Below are 23,238 nucleotides of genomic sequence, written 5' to 3'. Positions count from 1 at the left end.
CTCCCCACTGATTCAATTTAGTTAATCTTTACGTCTTCTTCTAAAGAACGGTGGTGTGCTTAATCCATCATCGTTATTTGTTGATTCTTCATCTTTATTAACGTCATTTTTAAATACGTCAAAACTTGGTTTTTCCACATTATCAAATTCCGTTGATTTTTTTTCTTCAGGTTGACTTGTTGGGTGCATGATATCCCAATCGTCAAAACGGTCTTCTTGTTTTTCAGTTGGTGTTACTTTAGGTGCTTCATTTCTTGGCAACGTTCTTGTACGAGCTGTTGATTTTTTTTCTTCTTTAACATCGTCAATACCAGTTGCAATAACAGTTACGACAATTTCATCGCCTAAGTCTTCATTAATTGACGTCCCAAAGATAATGTTAATTTCATCAGATGCAGCTTGTGAAATAATTTCAGAAGCTTCTTGCGCTTCAAAAAGACTCATATCAGCGCCACCAGTAATGTTTAACAGAACTTGTTTTGCACCGTCAATTGAAACTTCTAGTAATGGTGAAGAAATAGCTTTCTTTGTTGCTTCAGCAGTTCTATTCTCACCTGTAGCTGAACCGATACCCATTAAAGCAGTACCTTGATCTGCCATCACTGTTTTAACATCAGCAAAATCTAGGTTAATTAGACCGGGTGAGGTAATTAATTCAGAAATACCTTGAACACCTTGACGTAAAACATTATCCGTTTCTTGGAATGCTTCAAGCATTGGTGTTTTCTTATCAATAATTTCAAGTAAACGATTATTAGCAATAACGACTAATGTATCGACTTGATCTCTAAGATTAGCAATTCCTTCAGCAGCAAAGCGACTACGTTTTGGTCCTTCAAAGGTAAATGGACGAGTTACTATTCCGACTGTTAAGATACCTTGATCTTTAGCTATCTTAGCGACAACAGGAGCAGCACCAGTACCAGTACCTCCACCCATTCCTGCAGTAACAAAAATCATATCTGCGCCATCAATAGCTTCAATAATTGCTTCTTCGCTTTCTTGCGCAGCTTTGCTTCCAATATCTGGTGTTGCACCAGCACCTAAACCACGAGTTAATTTAGGTCCTAATTGAATTTTAATTTCTGCTTTTGAGCTTTCCAGTGCTTGAACATCCGTATTCAATGCAATAAATTCAACACCAGAAACATTTTCGTCAATCATGCGGTTAACAGCATTACCACCAGCGCCACCGACACCAATTACTTTAATTACTGCGCCTTTATCTTCACTTGAGTCCAAAGAAAATTCCATTACTTACTTCCTCCTGTTTAGTCGAAAAATTCATTAAAAAAGTTTTTTACTGATTTTAATGGATCTTTAGATGTTTTTGGTTTTTTAGTTTTTTTAGCCTGACCTTTTACGGCCTGCTTCTTAGGTTTATCGTTATCCATTTCAACAACACTATAACTTAATTGATCACCATCTAGTCCCATTGCACTTTTCACTAGTAATGTGACTTCATCTTGTCTCACCGCATAATTAATTAAGCCTAAAGCTTGAGCAAAAGATGGGTAACGTAATCCCATCTGATCGGGAACATAAGTTTTAACTTGAACTTGCAAAATTTCAGATGCAAGTTCTGAAATACCAGGTAATGCGGCAAGTCCTCCGGTTAGTATAACGCCACCCGGTAAGTCTAGTGCTTTTGTAGCATCCAATGCATTCTTGATCTTATCTAAAATTTGAGAAATTCTTGCTTCAATAATCTCAGATAAGTATTTTTCAGAAATATTAAGTGGCTCACTCTGCCCAACAACATCAACGGGGAAAATATCATCCTCCGAAGCTAAGTCAGAATTTGCAAATCCATAATTACGTTTTAATTTTTCGGCATTTTCAACAGATGTATTAAGGACCACAGAAATATCCTTAGTGACAAAATCGCCACCTTCTTGGTCCACATATGTAAATTTCAATTTGTGATCATGTATTACGGAAGCAGTTGTTTGTCCACCTCCAAGATCAATAAGTACAGTTCCAAAATCTCTTTCACCATCAGACATTGCAACTGACGCAAGTGCCAATGGGTTCACAATGGTTTCCCTGATAGTTAGTCCAGCGTTTTCAACACATTTTTTTAAATTGTGAATGATTGTCTTAGGCCCCGTATAAACTGAACCATGCATTTCTAACCGCACACCAATCATACCTCTTGGATCTTTAATACCATCAAATCCATCGACGACAAACTCATCAGCGATGATATCTATGATATCTCGTTCTGGCGGTAAGTTTTGAACTAACGCCGCACTTGCAACGTTAACAACATCTTCATTTGTAATTTCTTTTGATTCATCCGAAACGGCAATCATGCCATTACAAGGGATAATCTGTAGTAAATTAGCGGGAATACCCACATGTACTTCATTTATCTGAATATTTGCTTTTTCTTCAGCCTGTTTAATCGCTTTTTGCACCGAAACGACTGCCTTGTCAATATCAACTACAATTCCCCTGTTTAAGCCCACTGAACGCTCATTACCAATACCAATAACGTTCAATTGGCCATTAACGTATTCAGAAACGATAACTTTAATTGACGTCGTTCCAATATCCAACCCAACATATATACCTGCATTACCCATCTGAAAAAGAACCTCCTTACAGCATGCTTTTAATATTATTTTTTATAAGATATAATACACACATTTTACCACAGTGAGACCCTATTTAGAAAGGATATCCCATAGCGTATATCAATTTTGTTAACTTTTCTTATTATATGGATAAGAATATGCTCCAACCTCTAAATCAACGACACCTTTTTCCTTCATTTTTGATGAAATACTTGGATAAAAGGCCATTTTGTCTGCAAAATCATCAATATTCGCAATGACTTTATTTCTATCATTCATATAAATATAAATTCTCTGATTATTTACCTTTGAAGGTTGATAATCAATTTCTGAGATACCATTCCTAATTTTTAATGGAATTTTTCGATATTGTGCAACCATACTCTGTAATATAGTAGGTTGGTCAAATTTTGAATAGGTTGGATAATTACCAACTGGTTGTTTAAATGTACTTGCCCCCACCGCACCGTTCAAGAATAATTGATAATATGCTTTGTTTTTATAAACATATCCGGCAAGATCGTATTCAACAATAGATAATTTAACGTCGTTCCATTTATCATGACTAATGGTTAAAGATTTAACTTGAGGTAGTTCTTTTTTTATCTCACGTAAAGTCTTTTTTTTGTTAAAAAGTGCACTCGATAAAGGATCATTGGTATGCAAGTTACTTGCATTTTCAACCTGTTGCTTTGATACTGTCTTTTCACCTGAAACATTGATAGTTTGAACTTTACTCAACGGTGAGACAAAATATAACGCAACCAGCCCAATCACCAAGAATGAGCCAACAATAATAATCAATTTTTGTCGAAGAACATGATGTTGATACTTCTTTAATTTTGGTAATCGATCACTAATCATTTTGGGATTACCAAAAAAATCAAATCGTTTACTTTTCTTTTCTTTTTTACCTTGTAAGGCCTCCCAAGGTGTCAATTCGGTTTTTTTCTTTTTAAAGAACTTATTTTTTGACATCTTATTTGGCCTCCCTGGCTTATTTTTTTTCTTTAATTAAATCTTCCATAACGACAATTAATCTATCAGCAGCATCAGGCACACCCATCTTACGTGAGTTCTCTGCCATCTGCTTTCTAACGTCATCGTTAAGCATTATTTCATCAACAACTTCAACCAGTTTTTCACCAGTTAATGCGTCCTCAGTAATTAATTTTGCCGCATTGTTACTCACTAAACTCATTGCATTCTTCGTTTGATGATTATTTGTGACGTATGGGCTAGGCACTAAGATAGAGGGTAATCCAAGCGCCGTAATTTCTGCGATACTTGTCGCACCGGCACGACCCAGAATAACAGAAATATTACTTAATAAATTAGGCATATTGTTCAGATATGGTTTAACAATAATATTTTCATTCAATTGAACACCATCTAGATTAGCCATAATTTTATCGTAATGAACATTACCAGTAACAAATAATATTTGATATGGTTTTTTATTCAATTCTGGAATTGCAGTAACCATTGCCTGATTAATTTTTTCAGCGCCCCTTGAGCCACCAAAAACGAGCATTGTTGGGATGTCATCTGACAAATTATATTCCGATAACGCGTCTATTTTTGTTTCATTTACAACTTGTTGTGCCCTTGGGTTCCCCGTAAAGACAACTTTTTTCTTTGGAAATTGGTCCGCAACGGATTCAAATGATATCGCCACTTTATCAACAAAATGACTCAAAAATTTATTTGTAATACCCGCAACGCTATTTTGTTCATGAACAATTGTCGGTATATGTAACCGCGCAGCGGCGTATACGACTGCACCAGACACATATCCCCCGGTCCCAATAACAATATCCGGTTTAAACGCTTTAATCATTTTTTTAGCATCTTTAACACTTTTTAAAAATAATTGAATTGTTTTAACATTTTCCATCGACAACGATCGTTTAAATCCCTGAATTTTAATTGTTTTAAACGGGATGTGATTATCAGGTACAATCCGACTCTCAAGTCCTTTTTCAGTTCCAACGTACAAAAATTCTGTTGTTGGGTCTTTTATTTTTAATGCTTCAATAAGGGCTAAGGCGGGATAAATATGCCCACCAGTCCCACCACCAGAAACTATAATTTTCATATTTAGTTATCCTCTACTTGCATTAGTTTTTCCACTGCATCAATATATTGATCCCCACGGACTTCAAATGAAGGGTACTGATCCCAACTTGCCGCTGCCGGAGATAATAAAATAATATCATTATCCGTGCTTAACTTATAGGCTTCCGGAACTGCAGCGACAACATCTGTAACCCGCTTAATTTCTGTAATCCCCGCTGCTTCTCCAGCGTCTTTCATTAAATCGGCCGTTTCTCCAAAAACAATCATTGCTTTAACATGTTGTTTAAGTACAGGCACTAATTTTTCAAACGTAAACCCTCGATCTAATCCGCCCGCCAATAAAATAATTGGCTGCGAAAAGCCTTTAACGGCCATCTCAGTTGCTTCAATATTAGTTGCTTTTGAATCATTATAGAATTTACGATGATGCCATGTACTGACGAATTGTGTACGATGTCGTACCCCGGTAAACGTCGTTAATACATCTTTGATAGCTGAGTTTTTTACGCCCTTAATTTTAACAACTACAATAGCTGCAAGTATATTTTCAATATTATGTTCGCCAGGAATATTAACGTCATCTGTCTTCATTATAACTTCATCTTGATAACAAATATTACCATCCTTGACGTAAGCACCCGTTTGTATTTTAGCCAATCTAGAAAAAGGAATTACCTTTGCATGACTAGTTTTGGCTAACTCACGAAGCTCTTCTAAATCCCAATTAATAACAAAAAAATCATTTGAATCCTGATTTTCTGTTATCCGCATTTTTGCTTTTACGTAGTTTTCTCGTGTTTGATGGTAATCCGTATGCGCTTCATAAATATTAGTAATTACAGCAATTTCGGGTTTTAACTTATCAATACCACATAGTTGGAAACTTGATAATTCGGTTACAATGACATCATTTTGGGTTGCTTTTTTAGCAACGGCAACAGATGAAACACCAATATTACCAGCCACAAATGCCTGGCCTTGTTTTCTTTCTTGATTTAACATTAATGAAATTAAAGTGGTCGTCGTTGTTTTACCGTTAGTTCCTGTAACACCAATCATTGGTGCCTCAGATATTTCATAAGCCAATTCTGGTTCTGTAATAATTGGTAGACCTTTTTCCATTGCCTTTGCGATAATTGGATTCGTATATGGAATTCCAGGATTTTTTACGATTAACTCAAAACCTTCATCTAGTAAAGAGAGTGGGTGCCCGCCCGTAATCACTTGAATACCTTCGTCCAATAATTCTTTGGCGTCTAGATTATCATCAATGTTTTTTCGGTCATTTACTGTTACAGATGCGCCTAACTCTTTTAAAAGCTTAGCCGCGTTCATGCCACTCTTCGCTAAGCCAACTACTAGAACCTTTTTATTTTGATAATTCGTAATATTCTTCATTCCAATAAGATCTCCCTTTATAAAATAACTAACAATGTCAATATTGCAAAAATTAATCCAATTGTCCAAAAGACAATATCAATTTTCCATTCATTCCAACCGCTCATTTCAAAATGATGATGAATTGGGCTCATTTTAAAGATACGTTTACCCGTCAATTTAAACGAAGCGACTTGCAAAATAACACTTGCCGTTTCGCAAACGAATATGATACCAATAAAAATAAGTGATAACTCTTGGTGCAATAAGATTGAGACGGTTGCTAATGCACCGCCCAAGGCTAAAGAACCCATATCCCCCATAAAAACTTTAGCGGGTTTATGATTAAACCAGATAAACGCGATAAGAGCACCTATGACTGATAAACAGAAAATAAGTATGTCGTCTTGGTGTTGTACGTGTGCAACGACGGCATATGCGCCAAAAGCAATAATAGCTTGTCCAGCAACTAAACCATCAATTCCATCAGTTAAATTAACCGCGTTAGAGAACCCAACGAGCCAAATAATAATAAAGACCGCATAAAGGATGCCTATTGAGACTTCACCGAACCCTAAAATATTAATGGAAAGTGGTAATTGTTCATGCATATAGACTCCGGTAAGGATTAATCCCCCTACTATCTGTCCTAACAATTTTTGCCAAGCCTTCAGGCCTTCATTTTGTCGTTTAAATAATTTGATACTATCATCCCAAAAACCTAGTACAGCATATAAGAACAGGATAAAAATTAGAATCAACATTGCTGGCGTCATAGTTTTCGCCCAGATTGACGTCCAAATTGCTGTGATAATAATTGCAATGTTAAAGACAAATCCGCCCATTGTTGGTGTGCCTGATTTTTTTTCATGCCATTTTGGTCCTTCTTCTCTAATCATTTGACCTTGTTTTCGCATTCTAAAATAACCAATAAATAGTGGCATAAACATAAATGTTAGTGCAAATCCGCTCACCAACGGTATAATCATTTCCGGCTTAGTCATTGTCTCATCCTCGCTTAATTCTTATTTTTTATTTAACGCTACTGTTGCTTCTTCTACATCATCAAAATGAACTTTTTCTCGACCAAGGATTTGATAATCTTCGTGCCCTTTACCTGCAATCAAAACAATATCACCAGGCTGTGCCTTACCGATTGTTTCAGCAATCGCATCATGTCTATCCATTATAACTGTTGCTCTGTTTTCTGGAATACCAGTTAGCATATCTGCCATAATTTGATTAGGATCTTCAGTTCTAGGATTATCCATCGTAAATACTGGATAATCACTATAATTTGAAGCTATTTTAGCCATTTTAGGTCGTTTACTTTTATCACGATCTCCTCCACAACCCACAATACAATACACATTTTTCTGAGCAAAGTCTTGAATCGTTTCTAAAACGTTAAGCAATCCATCTGGCGTATGTGCATAGTCAACAATGACGCTGACACCAGTCTTAGAAGGCACTAATTGGAAGCGTCCTTTAACTCCGGTCACTTTTTCAAGTGATTTTATTATCTGCTTTTCATCTAGTCCAGCAGCATACGCAGCACTAAATGCCGCCAACATATTGTATACATTGAATAATCCAATGAGTTGCATTGTTATATGCGTTGTTTTCCCAAAAATAATTAAATCAAATTCAGTTCCATGACTTTTTATTTCAATATTTTTAGCTTGAATCATGGCTTCGTCATTTTCAATACCATATGATAATACCTGAGCAGAAGTAAATTGCGTAAACGTTCTGGCAACCGGGTCATCAAAATTCAAGACAGCTACCTTTGCGTCACCAGACTCCGTGTAGTGATTACCAAGTTGCGCAAATAACATACTTTTCGAATGCGCATAATTGTCCATTGTTTTATGAAAATCTAAATGGTCTTGCGTTAAGTTCGTGAAGACTGCAATATCAAAATCAATCCCCCAAACACGCCCTAAAACTAATGCGTGTGAAGAAACTTCCATTGCAACGGTGTCAACTTTTTCTTGTTTCATTTGTGCTAAAGTCCGTTGTAATGTAATAACGTCAGGCGTTGTATTATTTGAAGGATAAACCGTATCATTTATTTTTCGGTACATCGTCCCTATTAAGCCCGTTTTTTGATTCAAATCACGATAAATTTGTTCAATTAAATGTGTCACAGTTGTTTTACCATTAGTACCTGTAACGCCAATCATTCGCATTTTTTGACTGGGAACGCCATAAAAGACATCGGCAAGAATTGCCATTGCACGATTAGTATCCTGCACATATACGACAGGAACTGATACGGATATTGGTTTGCGGGCTATAATAATTTTTGCCCCTTTTTCAACTGCTTGAGTAACAAAATCGTGGCCGTCCACTGTATAACCCTCAACAGCAACAAATATACTATTTTCAACAACTTCTCTTGTATCTTGCGTCAGTAATTTAATATCTAATTCTGAATCAATTGCCATAGATACTTTTTTAAATTTTAAACTTTGAATTAATTTGTCTGCTCTCATAGTCTACATTCACCTTTTTATTTTAACGTTAATTTAACTGTTGTTGATTTCTTTACAACCGTATTTGCTTTAATACTCTGCTCTGAAACGTAGCCACTACCCGTCGTTGTTATATTTAATTTCATTATTTCGGCGGCATTAACGGCATCACTCTTCGACCATCCCGTTAAATCAGGCATCACCATTTCGCCATCAGTTACTAACAGGACCTTACGACCAGACAATACAGTAGCTCCCGATGCCGGGTACTGGTTTGCTATAGTTCTTCCATTTCCAATAACTGCGACATCTAAATTCTGCTCATTCAATGTTGATTTAGCCGAAGAAGTTTTGCTACCTTTAACGTCTGCAACCATTACATTAGTTTTAGACGATGAAAGGGCCGTTGAGCTATCTTCTTCTAAAGTCCTCTTCATCAAAGGATTAAAGACTTGCGCTAGAATATCGTTACCGGTCGTACCTTGCATATTTTGTGGTTGTTTCATGGTGACATAAATGACATATTTAGGATCTTTCGCTGGGGCCATTCCAACAACTGAAAAGACATAGTTCGCATCCCCTGTCAGATAACCCGTTCCATCTGAATTAGCAATCTGAGCTGTCCCTGTTTTAGCAGCTAATTTATAGCCATCAATTTTAAATGCATTCCCAGTTCCATAATCTTTATAAATAACATCTTGCATCATACTAAGGACTTCTTGAGAAGTCGATTTTTTAATGACTTGTCCCATGCTCGTTGTTTTTGCTTGGTAGGTCGTTTTACCCGTATTAGGATCTACAATCTTATCAACAAGCGTTGGTTTTATCATTTTACCATTGTTAGCAAACGCCGTAAAACCTTGCATCATTTGCATAGTTGTCACATTAATTCCTTGTCCAAAAGCGGTATCCGCTTGTTCAATTGGGTATTGGAATTCAATACTTCCGTTTGCCTCACTTGCCAAACCTAAATTTGTACTTTTAAGGAATCCAAATTTTTTAATATACTCAAGCCATGCGTTAGGTCCCATTATTTGTTCTAACTTAGCCATACCAACGTTACTTGAACGAGCGAAACCTTCACGATAAGTAATTAATCCCCAACCAGAAGTATTCCAATCGGGTACCATTTTAGTTCCCACTTTTAAAACCCCTGATTTATATGTTGCATTTTCGTTGTACGCACCATTTTCAATAGCAGCGGCCATCGTAAAGACCTTCATAGTAGATCCGGGTTCATAACTGTCTTCAATTAAAGTATTACGCCACATTTTAGAAATACCACTTTTAGTATCCGCATTAAATGTTGGGCGTTGACTACCCGCTAAGATTTTTCCATTTTTTGCATTCATAACGACAACATTCATGGATTTTGGATTATATTTTTTTTGAACCTGTGTCAAAGTGGTTTCAAGATACGTCTGTAATTTCGTATCAATCGTTGTGTAAATGTTGCTACCATTTTCTACAGTTTTCGTTTTTGTTTTCGAGTTAGGTAATTGATAACCATAGCTATCCTTTTGAACCTCTTTTAATCCATCTGTCCCACTCAGTTGCTTGTTAAATGCTAATTCAAGACCCATTACACCCGATAATTTTGAGTCACCTGTTTTTTCTGTCGTTTTTGTCACACCAATTAAATGAGATGCAAAGACACCGTTTGGATACAACCTTGCCTGCGTTTTTGTGAAATAAATACCACTTAATCCGGCAGAATTAATTTTATTTTTAGTTTCTAATGACAAGTTTTTTCCAGAGTTCCCAAACTCTACCTGGAAAGTACCTTTTTTTGCATTCAGAGTATCATAAACTTTATTTTCTTTCATGCCAATTGCATCACCAATAACCTTAGCTGCCTTACGTTTATCGGTTACATACAAAGGCTTATGGTTAGCGCCGACATATGTTTTTGATAAAACAGCGTACACTGAATAATTGGTTGTATCTTCTGCAATCGGCTGATTTGAGTCATCATAAATTGTCCCGCGACTCGCCTTATCAATACGACTATTTTCGTACAGTGACTGCGTTTGACTACTCAAATTAACATCTGAAACTTTCCCACCTATGACAATATAAGAAAAACGAATGATAAACATTAAAAGAATCGCTAAAACAGTCAGGATTAGTAGCACACCAAACCTTTGCCTGTTTCTACGTTTCTTTTTCATGTCATTTATCATTCGTTGTTTTTGATTATTCATTTCGTTACATTCCTTATTCTACTCTCGCTCAAGTCAAGACCATTCTTTTTTGCGATACCGTTTAATCGATCATTACTTGCAAGTTCGTTCACTTCTTGCGTTAAATCAGAGCTTTTAGTTTGAATAGCCGTTATTTCACTATTGATATTTTGTAGAAACTGGCTGCTATTAGATAATTCAACTTGTGATGAGACCAGCATGATCATTAACACTAAAGAAACAGCACCAATAAAACAAAAGAATGATTTTTCCATGTTAGAAAATGCAACCCGTTGCGCGTCAGCTTGTGTTTTATGTACTGTTTGTTGTCTTGGACTTCCTTTGTATTCTCTTGTTGGTACTGCTGGCATTTGTCTTGCTGTGCTATTTTGTGCCATAGTATGTAACCCCTTTATTATTGTACGTTATTTTTTCAATCGTTTTATAATTCTTAATTTTGCTGAATGCGCGCGTCTATTATTCTCCAATTCTTGCTCTGACGGCAAAATTGGCTTCTTATTGACTAGTGCATAATTTGGCTGGATATCATCTGGTATAACTGGCAACCCTGGTGGCAATTCTGGAAGACTTGTTCGTTCTTTAAACATTGTTTTAACTAATCTATCTTCTAACGACTGGAATGTAATTACACTAACTTGTCCCGTAACATCAATTAACTCAATCGCTTGTTCTAATGAATCTTCCAAAACACCTAACTCATCGTTAACCGCAATACGTATTGCCTGAAATACTTTCTTTGCGGGATGTCCACCTGTACGTCGTGCACGTGCCGGGATACCCATTTTAATGAGTTCAACTAATTGACTAGTCGTCACAATCTCTTCTGTTTCTCTAGCATTTTCAATCTGACGAGCAATAGATTTCGCAAATTTTTCTTCACCATATCTGAAAAATATTCTAATCAATTCTTGATATGTCCATTGATTTACAATTTCTTTAGCCGTTAATTCTGCACTTAAATCCATTCGCATATCTAAAGGCGCATCATGTTGATAACTAAATCCCCGTTCCGCGACATCAAATTGTGGGGATGATACCCCTAAATCATAAAGTACGCCATCTACTGTTGTTACGCCAAGTTCTAGTAGGGCAACTTTTAAATCTTTAAAGTTACGTTTAATAAATGTAACTTGTCCGTTTTCTATGTATTCTTTTAAATGTTCTTCATTATACGTAATTGCGGTTTGATCTTGATCAAAGGCATATAGATGCCCTTCCGCACTTAATTGAGACAGGATTAAGGCACTATGGCCGCCACCACCCAAGGTACAGTCAACATATACACCATCCGGTTTAATTGCTAACCCGTCCACTGCCTCATTTAATAATACTGTTTCATGCTCAAATGTTGTCATGGTTTTGTCTCCCTTCATACGTTTTATTTAAAATCCAAAATCAACCATATTTTCTGCAATTTCGTCAAAATTCTCTGATGCATTTTCCGTAAAACTATTCCAACGATCCTCACTCCAGACCTCAAAACGATTCGAAACACCAACTAGGACACACTTTTTTTCTAAGTCAGCATGTTCCCTTAAAGAAGCTGGAATATTAATACGCCCTTGTTTATCAAATTCGCATTCTGTAGCTGCTGAATATAAGAATCTGACAAAAGCACGAGAATCTTTTTTCGTCAATGGAAGCGTTTTTAAATTATCTTCTAGAAGCGCCCACTCTGTTTGCGTGTAGCCGAATAAACATCCATCCATACCACGAGTAATAACAAATTTATCGCCTAATTCTTCACGAAATTTAGCCGGAATAATCAATCTACCCTTGGTATCTAAAGTATGTTTAAATTCACCCATAAACATTAGTGTACGCCCCCTTTCGTAGTAACTATTTAAATTTTACCACAATGCCCCACATTCCACCACTCAATTTCACAATCTTATATTTTTATATCGTTAAATACAAAAAATCACTTAACCCTTTCGGGTCAAGTGATTTTTGCGTAAGTAATTACTCGAATATATGAGCGTTTAATTAAAATAATAACAAAATTAAAATAATTAAATACCAAATAATCATATAAATATCAGTTATTTTCCAAATTGTCTTGAAAAACTTTGCGTAAATTAATTCACCATCTCGATAAGCGTACATAAGCGCACTGGCAATTCCAATTAAGCACCATGCCAATATTAAAAATGGCGCAACGGTTAATCCAAAGCCATGCAATGATAAAATATGCGTTAACAAGAGTAGTAATGGTGGTAGAAAATCAACAACTTGTAGCCACTTTGGCCAATGTTTACGTAAAATTCGTTTTAATAACGTTAAAATCAAAACAAATCCAACTACCAAAATTATTGACCCAACCCAAGTTCCGAAAAATGTAAAGAGTTTCATAAACTACTCCCTTTAGATATTGTTTAAAAAGACCTCATGCAGTGCATTAACGGCGGTTTTCAAATCATCTTGCTGAACTAAAATCCAAATTGTTGTATAACTATCAGTCGTTTGTAGAATATTAATATCATTTTCAGCCAATGCCGTCACAATTTTTGATGTTACGCCTGGTGTACCTGTCATACCTGCACCTACAATTGAAACTTTAGCACAATTTGCAAGAATTGAGACATCAATTTTTGCTTCCGATAAGAGTCGTTTTGCCTTATCCACATCATCACTGAGTAAATTAAAAATAACTTTACCGGGTGAAATATTAATAAAATCAACGCTCAATTGACTATCCGCCATCAAATTAAAAACATCCTTGGCTGTATGATTATTCGTTTTAATTGTGAATTGAGTGAGACCCGTCACGTGTGCAATACCGGTTACGCTACGATAATGTTTCACACCTAAATTACGATCCGTTACAAGGGTGCCCAGCTCTTCGGGTCCTTGCCAAGTTGACCGAATTCGAACGGGTACATGCGCTTGTTGGGCGATCTCTACGGCACGCGGATGGATAACTTTCGCACCCTCATGGGCCATATTTGCAACTTCTTCATAGCTAACTGTCTCGAGAAATTTGGCTTTTGTTACTAATCTCGGATCAGCAGTCATCATTCCCGAAACATCGGTAAAAATATCAACACGTTCAGCATCCAGCGCCGCGCCAAGTAATGCCGCAGTTGTATCGCTCCCACCACGTCCAATAGTCGTCGTTTGTCCTTGACTAGTTGCACCTTGAAAACCCGTTACCACTAAAACGTCGGCTGTATTGAATGCTTCATAAATTAAGTCGGTATTAATATTAACGACTTTAGCATTTTGAAATTCATCATTCGTTTCAACACCGGCATCTTGACCAGTTAGAGCGGCAGCATTAATTCCTTCTTTGTTCAACAATTCAGAAAAAACTGCGGCAGAAATAGTTTCGCCAACTGAAACAATCATATCCAACTCCCTATTCGAAAGTAATGACTGTTCCCCATCGACAAGTCCTAATAATGAATCAGTTGCATAAGGAGCCCCTTGTCGGCCAATCGCAGATACAACGACAACAACCTGATACCCCTTATCAACTGAGTACTTTACATGTTTCAAGGCTGCTCGTCTTGACTCATCGTCTTGAACTGAGGTGCCACCAAATTTCTGGACCATAATTGTCATTATTTTGAACTCCCACTATTTATTATTTCGCTCTTGCTGTCACTGTCTCACTATCTACTAGCATATCACTTTCAACATAAATGCGATGCCATACCATAAATGTAAGAACCGTCCATATTTTTCTAGAGTTATCACGAATACCATCACGATGTTCATCTAACAAATCTAAGAAATATTGCTTATTAAAGAATTCTTCGGTTTGAGAATCATTAATGATTTGTTTAGCCCAATCATACATTTCATCTTTCAACCAGAAACGAATTGGCACAGGAAAACCTAATTTTTTACGATTTAAAACATGATCAGGAACAATACCTTCAGCTGCTTTACGTAAGATGTATTTAGTTGTTCCATGCGCAATTCTTAGATTAGCAGGTACTTCAGAAGCAACCGCAAAAACTTCTTTATCCAAGAATGGTGTTCTTAATTCAATACTATGTGCCATTGTTGTTCGATCGGCATTATGCAATAAATCACCATTTAGCCATGTATGCATATCAATAAACTGCATTTGATCAATTTTGTTGTAATCTTTTGATGCATCATAATATTGACCCGTAATACTTTGGAATGGATGTTCCTTATTATAATCTTTAAAGAACGCTTGCTTCTCTTTTTCGTTAAAGATAAAGGCATTACCAACATAGCGGTCTTCCATTGGTGTTGTTCCTCTAAGAAGGAAACTTTGACCACGCATACCTTTTGGCATCATCTGGGCAATCTTGTTTAATGCGCCATTAATAGGTTTCGTATATTTGAATCCCTTTAATGATTCAGGTTCATGATAAATTGTATACCCGCCAAATAATTCATCAGCGCCTTCTCCTGTCAAAGCAACTTTAACTCGCGTTCTAGCTTCTTTGGCAAGGAAATATTGAGGCACGGCAGCCGGATCAGCCAAGGGATCGTCCATATTCCAGATGAAATGTGGGAATGCCTTCATGAATGCCTCAGCCGTAATAACGGAACTAAAGTTAGCAACATTCAGTTTTTCTGCAGTTTCTTGAGCGACGTCTAGCTCGCTGTAACCTTCACGTTCAAATCCAACCGAAATTGTTTCCAATTTTGGATTCAATTCTCTGGCAATGGCCACAATAATAGATGAATCAATCCCACCTGACAAGAATGAACCCACGGGAACATCAGCACGCATATGTTTTTCAACGGAGTCAATTAAGACATCCTTAATGCGTTTAATGTACGTTTCTTCAGGACGAACCACTGGATGAAATTCAGCAGAAAAATATTGTGTGATAACAGGTTCTTCACCCATTTTTTTAGTTAAATAATGTCCAGGTTGTAACATATTAATTTCTTTAGTTAACGTCTCTGGTTCCGGCACAAATTGGAATGTCATATAATCTTGAAGCGCGTCCTTATCAAACGTTTTATTCTTCAAAACTTTATAGATTGCCTTACTTTCAGACCCATAATAGAATTGATCATCAGCTGTAGCGTAATAGAAAGGCTTGATTCCAAATTGATCACGTGCGGCAAAAAGTGTCTTTTCTTGTGTATCCCAAATAACAAATCCGAACATACCTCGGAATTGCTTAACCGCTTCTGCGCCATATTTAGCATACATACCAAGAATTACTTCTGAATCAGAATCTGTTTTAAATTCGTAACCATCAGCAATTAACGATTCACGTAGTTCGATGTAATTATAAATTTCACCATTAAACGTTAACCAATAACGTCCATTTTCATATGAAAGGGGTTGGTGCCCACCTTCCAAATCAATTATACTTAATCTTCTAAAACCCATTGTGATATCATCATCATTAAAATATCCTGAATCATCAGGTCCACGATGAACGAGCATCTTCGTCATATTATGAACAATTTTATCGTAATCATTGTCTGTATTTTTTTGTCTGTTACTCAATACGCCTGCAAATCCACACATAATTTTCATCCCTCATTTTCATAAAATCAATGTCTTATATTATAGATGTTTCTACAACAAATTTCAATTTTGCTTACAGTTATGTTTATCATTATAGCGTATTTGAGTTAATCTTAACAACTAGATGTCTGAATTAACGAAAGCTTAAAAAATTTGGTATACTGGGTATCACGATATATGAATAAAGGAGTTTTAAAATTTGATAGAATATTACGCGTCAACTGAAACCGGAAAAATTGAAAAAATAACTGAATATGGTGATTTATGTTGGATTAACGTCACGGCACCCTCTGTAGATGAAGTTGATGAACTTGTCGGTAAATATGCTATCCCCAGGGATTACATAACTGCCGTATTAGATGATCAAGAAAACTCACGAACGGAAGGCCTATCTCAAAACGCTGTCCCTGATTTAGTATTAATGCAATACCCTCATCGAATTAGAAATTCATTGGGCTACCTTGAATACCAAACTTTCCCCTTCTCAATCATTCTGGCAGGAGATGCGATTATTACCGTGTCAAATAGTACTCCTGACTTTATCAATGACTTTATCTCAGATAGCCCAGTTCATAAAATTAAAACAACTACACCCGATCAATTTACATTAAAATTACTTTGGTATTTATCACAAAATTTTGTATTTGCCCTTAATACAATCATTCAAGAAACTGAAAATTTAGAAAAATCTCTTGCTAAGGCAACTAAAAATGAGCAGTACTATCAAATGATGTCCATGCAAAAAAGTCTAGTCTATTTTGATGCTGCACTTAAAAAAAATAACCCCGTTTTACAATCCATGGCTGATTCCAATGAGCATTTTAAACAAAAAAAGATTGACGACTTATTAACAGATGTATTAATTGAAAATCAACAAGCTGAGACCATGACAATGATTCAAACTAAAATTTTAGATAATTATGGGGAAATGGTTTCATCGGTCATTTCAAATAATCTAAATATTATTATGAAGGTTTTAACATCTATGACTATCATTTTAACCATTCCAACAATTATTGGCGGAATGTACGGTATGAACGTTCCACTTCCCGGGGTAAATATGCCCTTTTCATTCTGGTGGCTACAGTTATTAACCTTAATTATCTGTTTATTAACTGCCTATTATTTAAAGAAAAATGACTACTTTTAAGTTGACATATCGTTATTAAAAAAGTTATAGTTACACTATTAGATTTGAGAGGTTGGATAAAATATGAAAAAACAGAAATCTACATTCCAAAAGATTACAATGGTTGTTGTTTGGTTAATGATTCTCGTAACAATCGGTGGCGTTGTTTTAACCGCAGTTATGTCAATCGCTTAATTTAAAGAGTCATATCCTAACTGGGTGTGGCTCTTTTTTTATACAAAAAAACGGCTAGAATCAGCCGTCTTAATTTATATATTTTATTCAGCGAGAAAAATTCCCGGATTTTTTTTAAGCATAATATTCAGTATTAGTGTAGCAATAATCATATTGATAAGCATACTACCACCATTAATGACGGCGGAATAAACGACTGGTGAAAGACCCCACTGAACATACTTCGACCAAAATATGATACCAGCCATGAAATGAGCAAGATATTTCAAGAAGACGGCCAGTAAAATCGCCAGCGTCAATGATTGGATAGCACCATTCGTATTTTTAGAACGTAACTGATTCAAAAAATGCCCAGAAAACAGGCCAGAAAAGCCCAATACAACATTAGCAACGGGATATTCTAGAATAGCTTGGACCGGCGTTAACACATAAGCCGGTCCAATTAGTATCGGTAAGATACCATAAAGCAATCCAATAATTAACCCCATTTTCAACCCACGTCTTAAGCTATACACGACAATGGGCAAAATACCCAATGCAATATCCACGTTCGGTGGGTTAGGTACAAATGATAGAGCCATTGCTAAAGCGGCCATAACGACCCCTTCTAACAGAATTAATAATTTTTTTCTTTCCAACAAAAAAACCTCCTTTGACTTAGTAAACCAAGCACAAAGAAGGTGTTAATCTTCTACACACAATTCCTACGTTTGCATTAACAAACAGGTTCCAAGGGTCTGAATTTCTTCACTCTCAGCCAGATATCGGCTCCCCTTTGTGTTGGTCTCCACCGACTAATATCGCATACAATCAAAGAAACGTCAAGCGTTTTCAATTGCTATAATATAGGTGAAAGAAGTCTTGAAAATTGTTGTTTAAACTTTAACCAATGAGATTGATCATGGAAATACTTTTTCGTTAATAAATTACTTTGTTTCATATCCGTTTCAAAAATATTTTTGAGTGATACCGCAACTGCCGCGTCATAGATAAATGCATTTGCTTCAAAATTTAACTTAAAGCTTCTAAAATCAAAATTAGCGGATCCAACGGATGCAACCATATCGTCTATCACAACCGTTTTAGCGTGTAAGAACCCATCATTATATTGGTAAAGTTCTGCTCCAATATTAGTTAAGTCTTTCGCATAATATTGCGTGGCGCGATAAACAAAAGCATGATCTGGCATTGACGGAATCATAATTCTCACTTGTACACCTGACGATACAGCTATATCTAAGGCTTCCATAACAGAATCATCGGGAATAAGATATGGCGTTTGTATATAAATATATTTTTTTGCGGAATTAATTAATTTGATATAACCCTTTTTTATTTGTTCAATTTCCGAATCAGGACCACTCGATACAATTTGCATATTGACGTTACCCTTAGATTCCGTCTGAGGGAAATAATCCGACTGATAGTTAATCTGATTATTTCCTGCAGTTGCATTCCAATCCATAATAAATCGACTTTGTAGTGAACCAACTGAGTTTCCAAAGATACGAATATGTGTATCTCGCCAGTGACCAAATTTTTCACTCTCGCCTAAGTATTGATCCCCTACGTTAAATCCACCAATGTACCCAATTTCACCATCAATAACGACGATTTTTCTATGGTCTCTAAAGTTTAATCGAAGATCTGAGAATGAAAAATGCGATCCAAAGAACGCTTCCGCCTTACCACCCAATTTTTCGAACCGTCTAAAAAATTTTCTAGTTGTCCCCTTCGATCCTAGGGCATCGTAAATAATTCTAACTTCAAGTCCTTCACTAACTTTAGTTTCGAGTAATGTTAGTAATTCGTTGCCTACTCGTCCGTCCTCAAACGTATAGTATTCAACATGAATATGATGTTTGGCCTTTCGGATATCATCAAATAAGGACTTAAATTTGTCATGTCCGTCAGTAAATATTTGCACGTCGTTCTTTTTTGTCAAAATCGATTTTTCTATTTCTAAAAACATGTGCATAATTTCATTTACGTCATCGGTAAACTCGCCACTTGTTGTTAACTCGCCTCTGGCCCATTCTTTTTTTTGTTGACTAACTAATTGATCGACGCCCATACGATCTTGCGTTTTAATATCAAAAATCTTTTCCCTAGAAATCTTCTTACCAAAAAAAAGATAAATTAAAAATCCAAATATGGGTACACCAATCAAAACGAGAAGCCATGCCCATGTTGCAGCAATATCCCGTCTTTCTCTAAATACAGTCATAATTGCTGCTAGCAAGTTTAATACAAAAATAAGTAGCACACCAATGTTTACGTATGTCATTTGGTTCCTCCGGGTTTAATTATTCCGAACAGTTGTATCCTCACCGAACCAATTATGATTCAGCTTTTTAAGATAACCTTCGTTTTGTAATTCAGTTATTGCTTTATTAATCTTCAACTTCATTGTAACATCAGATTTTCTTAAACCCACGGCGAAATCTTCAGTCTTAAACTTACCATCAATTACACGATATGAATTTGAGTTTGTCTGATGTTCAATGAAATAATTTGCATAAACATCATCAATTAACAAACCTTGAATTCGATCGGCATTTAAATCGATGAACGCATTATCGAATGAATCATATTGTATCGGTTCTTCATCTTGAATCTTATTTTTTAAAATATTAGGATACAAATTCAAACTATCAAATCCGGCAGATCCGCTCTGAACACCTAATATTTTATTTTTCATTTCAGAAAATGAATTAATTTCGCTCGATTTCTTTGTAACGACTACTTGTTTATTCGTTAAATATGTTCGACTAAATGCAACAGTTTTAGCGCGTGCGGTTGTCTTTGTGTAGCCATTCCAAATTAAATCAATCGTCCCATTCTTCAATTCGGTTTCTTTCATAGACCAGTCAATGGTTTGGAAATCAACTTTAATTCCATATTTCTCAAAAACTTTCTTCGCTAAATCGACGTCATATCCTACTAATTTACCATCTTTTTGTCTAAACGTCATTGGGACAAAACTATCATCAATTCCAATAACAACTGTGCCTTTTTGTTGAATCGCCTTCCAATCGTCCGTTAAATTCATCGATTGGTTTGCATCCTTCATTTTATCATTGCTGCATCCAGTCAATCCAGTAAAAAACACTAATAATAACATTAGAAGTACAATTTTTTTTATTAATTGAGTCATTTTTATCCTCTAATCCTCAAGTGGTTTAACTTTCAACATCTTATCCGCAATATTCTCAGCAAATGGAACATCATGCGTAACTACTATTTGCGTCATACCATCCCTCTTTAACGATAATATTAAATCTTCTACTTCTTGACGTAAAGCTGGATCGAGCGCCGAGGTTGGTTCATCATAACACAATATTTTAGGATTCATTGCCAGTGCACGTGCGATAGCAACTCGTTGTTTTTGCCCGCCGGATAATTGATAAGGATAAAGATGCCCTTTATTCCCTAAAGATAACCGATCCAACAACTTTTGTGCATCTTCTTCTGCTTTAGCCTTACCATGTTTCAAAACCATTTTTGGCGCTAATGTGATATTGTCCAATACCGATAAGTGTGGAAATAATTGAAACTCTTGAAAAACGACGCCTATAACACTCTCATTAGTTGTATTCCGATAAGGATCAAATGGCGAAGCATCAATTAAAATTTCACCAGAACTAATTGATTCTAATCCACTAATACAACGTAATAGCGTCGTTTTTCCACCACCTGATGGACCAACGATACTCACAATTTCCCCGTCGTTAACCGTTAAATTAATATTATCTAAAATTAATCGTTTACCATAGTACTTTGTCAGATTTTTTAACTCTAGCATAGAATCACCCCTTATTTGTAGTAACTGTAATGTTTTTCAATTTTCTTTAAAATAAGTGTAAATATCGCGGTCAATAGCAGATAAATTGCGCCAACCATTAGCAGTGGCACAAGCGTCACATCTCGACTCGTTGCAACATTTCCAGCGCGTAATAAATCACCCAAACCAATAACGTAGACCAAACTTGAGTCCTTAACTAAATTAATAATTTCGTTTCCAATTGATGGCAACACAATTTTAAACACTTGTGGAATAACAATTGTTCGAATTGTTTGCCAATATGACAGACGTAGTACCTTTGCACTTTCGTATTGGCCCTTAGGGATGGATTGTAACCCTCCTCTGAATATTTCAGCAAAATAGGCACCGTAATTTAAAATAAAGGCAAAAAGTGCAGCATCATAACGACCAAATACGATATGAATATGGAACTGTTGTAATGTAGGAAGTCCATAAAATACAAAAATTAATTGTAGCAGTAATGGTGTGCCACGCATTAACCAAACATAAAAATTTAAAAAATATTTGATTGGTTTTATTTTTGAAATTAATCCTAGGCCAACTAGTAGTCCGAGTGGAATTGAACCAATAATCGTCCAAAAAAATATTTCTAACGTTAACTTAGCACCATCTAGTAGCGATGGCAAAATTTCTAATATGTAAGTCATTAAATGATCTCCTTTTAAATTAAATAAAAAAATCCCCTCAAGCCAAATTTGACTCAAGAGGACGATACCCGTGGTTCCACCTCAAATTTATATTTTCCTCACGAAAAATATCTTATGCAGATAAATAAAAATGGGTATAAAAAAACTCTATAGTCAAAAATTGACTATAGAGGGCAACAAAAAGTTGCGGTACCACCTCAAGCTTCATTAAATTCTCACGAATTTAATCTCAACGAGTTTATTAAACTACAGCTGTAACGGGCTTATCCCGGGATTCCCTAGTAAACTAGTTGAGGAACCCAACTCGCAGATGTGTTTCAGACTTGGAGACTTGTATCTTTGCAGCAACCGATACTCTCTTTAAAAGTTTATCCAAGACTTAATCTTCTGTTCAACGTTTTTCTTAATTGATAATAATTTAGCACATAGGTCTTAACAATGTCAAGGATTAGTCCTTTTTAAACCATGATCCTACTTTTTTCCAGAACCCTTTTTGTGGTTGTTTAATTGTCATAAGTGGCACTGTTTCACCAAGCAATCGACGTGCTATATTGCGGTAACCCAAACCGGCTGGATTTTTTGAATCCAAAACGATGGGTTCCCCATGATTGGATGTACTAATTACGGCATCATCATCAACAATAATACCTAATAAATCAATCGATAAATGACGTGTGATTTCGTCAACGTCCATTGATTGGCCATCTTCCATCATTTGACGACGAATACGGTTGATGATTAATTTAGGTTGTTGAAGTAGTGGATTTTGTTCTAACAAACCAACTACACGATCTGCATCACGTACTGCCGAAATTTCAGGTGTTGTTACAATAATTGCCATATCTGCTCCTGCAATAGCATTCATAAATCCTTGTTCAATACCAGCAGGACAATCAATAATTACATAATCAAATTCTTCTTTTAACTCATCAACGATAGCCTTAACTTGTTCAGGAACCAATGCAGATTTATCCGTATTCTGTGCAGCTGGTAACAAGTACAAGTATTCATTAAATCGTTTATCTTTAATTAAGGCTTGGTGCAAACGAGCACGGCCTTCTGCCACATCCACGATATCAAATAAAATACGATTATCAAGACCTAAAACAACGTCCAAATTTCGTAAACCAATATCCAAATCCATTAATACAACTTTTTTCTCAAGAAGTGCTAATGCAGTTCCAATATTTGCAGATGAAGTTGTTTTACCAACCCCACCCTTACCAGATGTTACAACGATTGCTTTTCCCAT

22 protein-coding genes, 1 riboswitch and 1 other annotated feature are annotated in these 23,238 nt (G+C 36.0%); of the genes, 2 read left to right on the top strand and 20 right to left on the bottom strand.

What is annotated here, in order from left to right; all coding sequences use genetic code 11:
- Positions 1–21 precede the first annotated feature (21 nt).
- The 14 genes from ftsZ to asnB all read right to left on the bottom strand — a co-directional run bounded on the left by ftsZ (position 22) and on the right by asnB (position 16,189).
- The gene (gene ftsZ, locus FC66_RS02915; protein ID WP_057973876.1) at positions 22–1,254 is read right to left on the bottom strand and encodes a cell division protein FtsZ; all 1,233 of its coding nucleotides are present in this window, start codon (positions 1,252–1,254) and stop codon (positions 22–24) included.
- A 17-nt stretch (positions 1,255–1,271) separates the two neighbouring features.
- On the bottom strand, positions 1,272–2,588 hold the full coding sequence (ftsA, locus tag FC66_RS02910; protein WP_057973875.1) for a cell division protein FtsA: 1,317 nt from the start codon (positions 2,586–2,588) through the stop codon (positions 1,272–1,274).
- A 120-nt stretch (positions 2,589–2,708) separates the two neighbouring features.
- Complete coding sequence (locus FC66_RS02905) at positions 2,709–3,557, bottom strand: cell division protein FtsQ/DivIB (RefSeq protein WP_057973874.1); 849 nt, start codon at positions 3,555–3,557, stop codon at positions 2,709–2,711.
- A gap of 19 nt (positions 3,558–3,576) precedes the next feature.
- The gene (gene murG / locus FC66_RS02900; protein ID WP_057973873.1) at positions 3,577–4,677 is read right to left on the bottom strand and encodes an undecaprenyldiphospho-muramoylpentapeptide beta-N-acetylglucosaminyltransferase; all 1,101 of its coding nucleotides are present in this window, start codon (positions 4,675–4,677) and stop codon (positions 3,577–3,579) included.
- Between the two features lie 2 nt (positions 4,678–4,679).
- Entirely contained in the window at positions 4,680–6,056 is a 1,377-nt protein-coding gene (gene murD / locus FC66_RS02895; RefSeq protein WP_057973872.1) for a UDP-N-acetylmuramoyl-L-alanine--D-glutamate ligase, read from the bottom strand.
- A gap of 17 nt (positions 6,057–6,073) precedes the next feature.
- On the bottom strand, positions 6,074–7,039 hold the full coding sequence (gene mraY / locus FC66_RS02890) for a phospho-N-acetylmuramoyl-pentapeptide-transferase (RefSeq protein WP_057973871.1): 966 nt from the start codon (positions 7,037–7,039) through the stop codon (positions 6,074–6,076).
- Positions 7,040–7,060: 21 nt separating this feature from the next.
- Positions 7,061–8,533, bottom strand: coding sequence for a UDP-N-acetylmuramoyl-L-alanyl-D-glutamate--2,6-diaminopimelate ligase (locus tag FC66_RS02885; protein ID WP_057973870.1), 1,473 nt, complete (start codon positions 8,531–8,533; stop codon positions 7,061–7,063).
- A 17-nt stretch (positions 8,534–8,550) separates the two neighbouring features.
- A complete protein-coding gene (locus tag FC66_RS02880) occupies positions 8,551–10,716 on the bottom strand; it encodes a penicillin-binding transpeptidase domain-containing protein (protein WP_057973869.1) in 2,166 nt (721 codons plus the stop codon).
- Entirely contained in the window at positions 10,713–11,093 is a 381-nt protein-coding gene (ftsL, locus tag FC66_RS02875) for a cell division protein FtsL (RefSeq protein ID WP_057973868.1), read from the bottom strand. Before ftsL ends, FC66_RS02880 begins: the two co-directional genes overlap by 4 nt.
- Positions 11,094–11,120: 27 nt before the next feature.
- Positions 11,121–12,071, bottom strand: coding sequence for a 16S rRNA (cytosine(1402)-N(4))-methyltransferase RsmH (gene rsmH / locus FC66_RS02870; RefSeq protein ID WP_057973867.1), 951 nt, complete (start codon positions 12,069–12,071; stop codon positions 11,121–11,123).
- A 27-nt stretch (positions 12,072–12,098) separates the two neighbouring features.
- A complete protein-coding gene (gene mraZ / locus FC66_RS02865; RefSeq protein WP_057973866.1) occupies positions 12,099–12,530 on the bottom strand; it encodes a division/cell wall cluster transcriptional repressor MraZ in 432 nt (143 codons plus the stop codon).
- Between the two features lie 172 nt (positions 12,531–12,702).
- Positions 12,703–13,068 carry a DUF3397 family protein gene (locus tag FC66_RS02860; RefSeq protein ID WP_057973865.1) on the bottom strand — a complete coding sequence of 122 codons (366 nt, stop codon included), beginning with the start codon at positions 13,066–13,068 and terminating at the stop codon, positions 12,703–12,705.
- 12 nt (positions 13,069–13,080) lie between these two features.
- Positions 13,081–14,280 (bottom strand): aspartate kinase, encoded by a 1,200-nt coding sequence (dapG, locus tag FC66_RS02855; protein WP_057973864.1) that lies wholly within the window; start codon positions 14,278–14,280, stop codon positions 13,081–13,083.
- 22 nt (positions 14,281–14,302) lie between these two features.
- Complete coding sequence (gene asnB, locus FC66_RS02850; RefSeq protein ID WP_057973863.1) at positions 14,303–16,189, bottom strand: asparagine synthase (glutamine-hydrolyzing); 1,887 nt, start codon at positions 16,187–16,189, stop codon at positions 14,303–14,305.
- A gap of 199 nt (positions 16,190–16,388) precedes the next feature.
- Here asnB and FC66_RS02845 point away from each other — a divergent pair, with 199 nt between their 5' ends.
- Positions 16,389–17,339 (top strand): magnesium transporter CorA family protein, encoded by a 951-nt coding sequence (locus FC66_RS02845; protein ID WP_057973862.1) that lies wholly within the window; start codon positions 16,389–16,391, stop codon positions 17,337–17,339.
- Between the two features lie 63 nt (positions 17,340–17,402).
- On the top strand, positions 17,403–17,513 hold the full coding sequence (locus FC66_RS07865) for a DUF4044 domain-containing protein (protein WP_083478941.1): 111 nt from the start codon (positions 17,403–17,405) through the stop codon (positions 17,511–17,513).
- An 83-nt stretch (positions 17,514–17,596) separates the two neighbouring features.
- Here the strand turns inward: FC66_RS07865 and thiT are convergent, their stop codons facing one another.
- The 6 genes from thiT to minD all read right to left on the bottom strand — a co-directional run bounded on the left by thiT (position 17,597) and on the right by minD (position 23,238).
- Positions 17,597–18,151, bottom strand: a complete 555-nt coding sequence (thiT, locus tag FC66_RS02840) for an energy-coupled thiamine transporter ThiT (RefSeq protein ID WP_057973861.1) — start codon at positions 18,149–18,151, stop codon at positions 17,597–17,599.
- A gap of 46 nt (positions 18,152–18,197) precedes the next feature.
- A riboswitch (TPP riboswitch) is annotated at positions 18,198–18,298 on the bottom strand.
- Positions 18,299–18,351: 53 nt separating this feature from the next.
- Positions 18,352–19,800 carry a cardiolipin synthase gene (cls, locus tag FC66_RS02835; RefSeq protein ID WP_057973860.1) on the bottom strand — a complete coding sequence of 483 codons (1,449 nt, stop codon included), beginning with the start codon at positions 19,798–19,800 and terminating at the stop codon, positions 18,352–18,354.
- Between the two features lie 15 nt (positions 19,801–19,815).
- Positions 19,816–20,670 carry an amino acid ABC transporter substrate-binding protein gene (locus FC66_RS02830; protein WP_057973859.1) on the bottom strand — a complete coding sequence of 285 codons (855 nt, stop codon included), beginning with the start codon at positions 20,668–20,670 and terminating at the stop codon, positions 19,816–19,818.
- Positions 20,671–20,679: 9 nt separating this feature from the next.
- On the bottom strand, positions 20,680–21,318 hold the full coding sequence (locus FC66_RS02825; protein ID WP_057973858.1) for an amino acid ABC transporter ATP-binding protein: 639 nt from the start codon (positions 21,316–21,318) through the stop codon (positions 20,680–20,682).
- Between the two features lie 11 nt (positions 21,319–21,329).
- On the bottom strand, positions 21,330–21,986 hold the full coding sequence (locus tag FC66_RS02820; RefSeq protein WP_057973857.1) for an amino acid ABC transporter permease: 657 nt from the start codon (positions 21,984–21,986) through the stop codon (positions 21,330–21,332).
- A 166-nt stretch (positions 21,987–22,152) separates the two neighbouring features.
- Positions 22,153–22,390, bottom strand: a binding site (T-box leader).
- Between the two features lie 44 nt (positions 22,391–22,434).
- Positions 22,435–23,238, bottom strand: coding sequence for a septum site-determining protein MinD (gene minD, locus FC66_RS02815; protein ID WP_057973856.1), 804 nt, complete (start codon positions 23,236–23,238; stop codon positions 22,435–22,437).

This window comes from Dellaglioa algida DSM 15638 (assembly GCF_001434695.1).
Lineage (GTDB): Bacteria > Bacillota > Bacilli > Lactobacillales > Lactobacillaceae > Dellaglioa > Dellaglioa algida.
The sequence above is the reverse complement of the archived record's forward strand: the minus strand, read 5'-3'. Positions and strand labels throughout refer to the sequence as shown.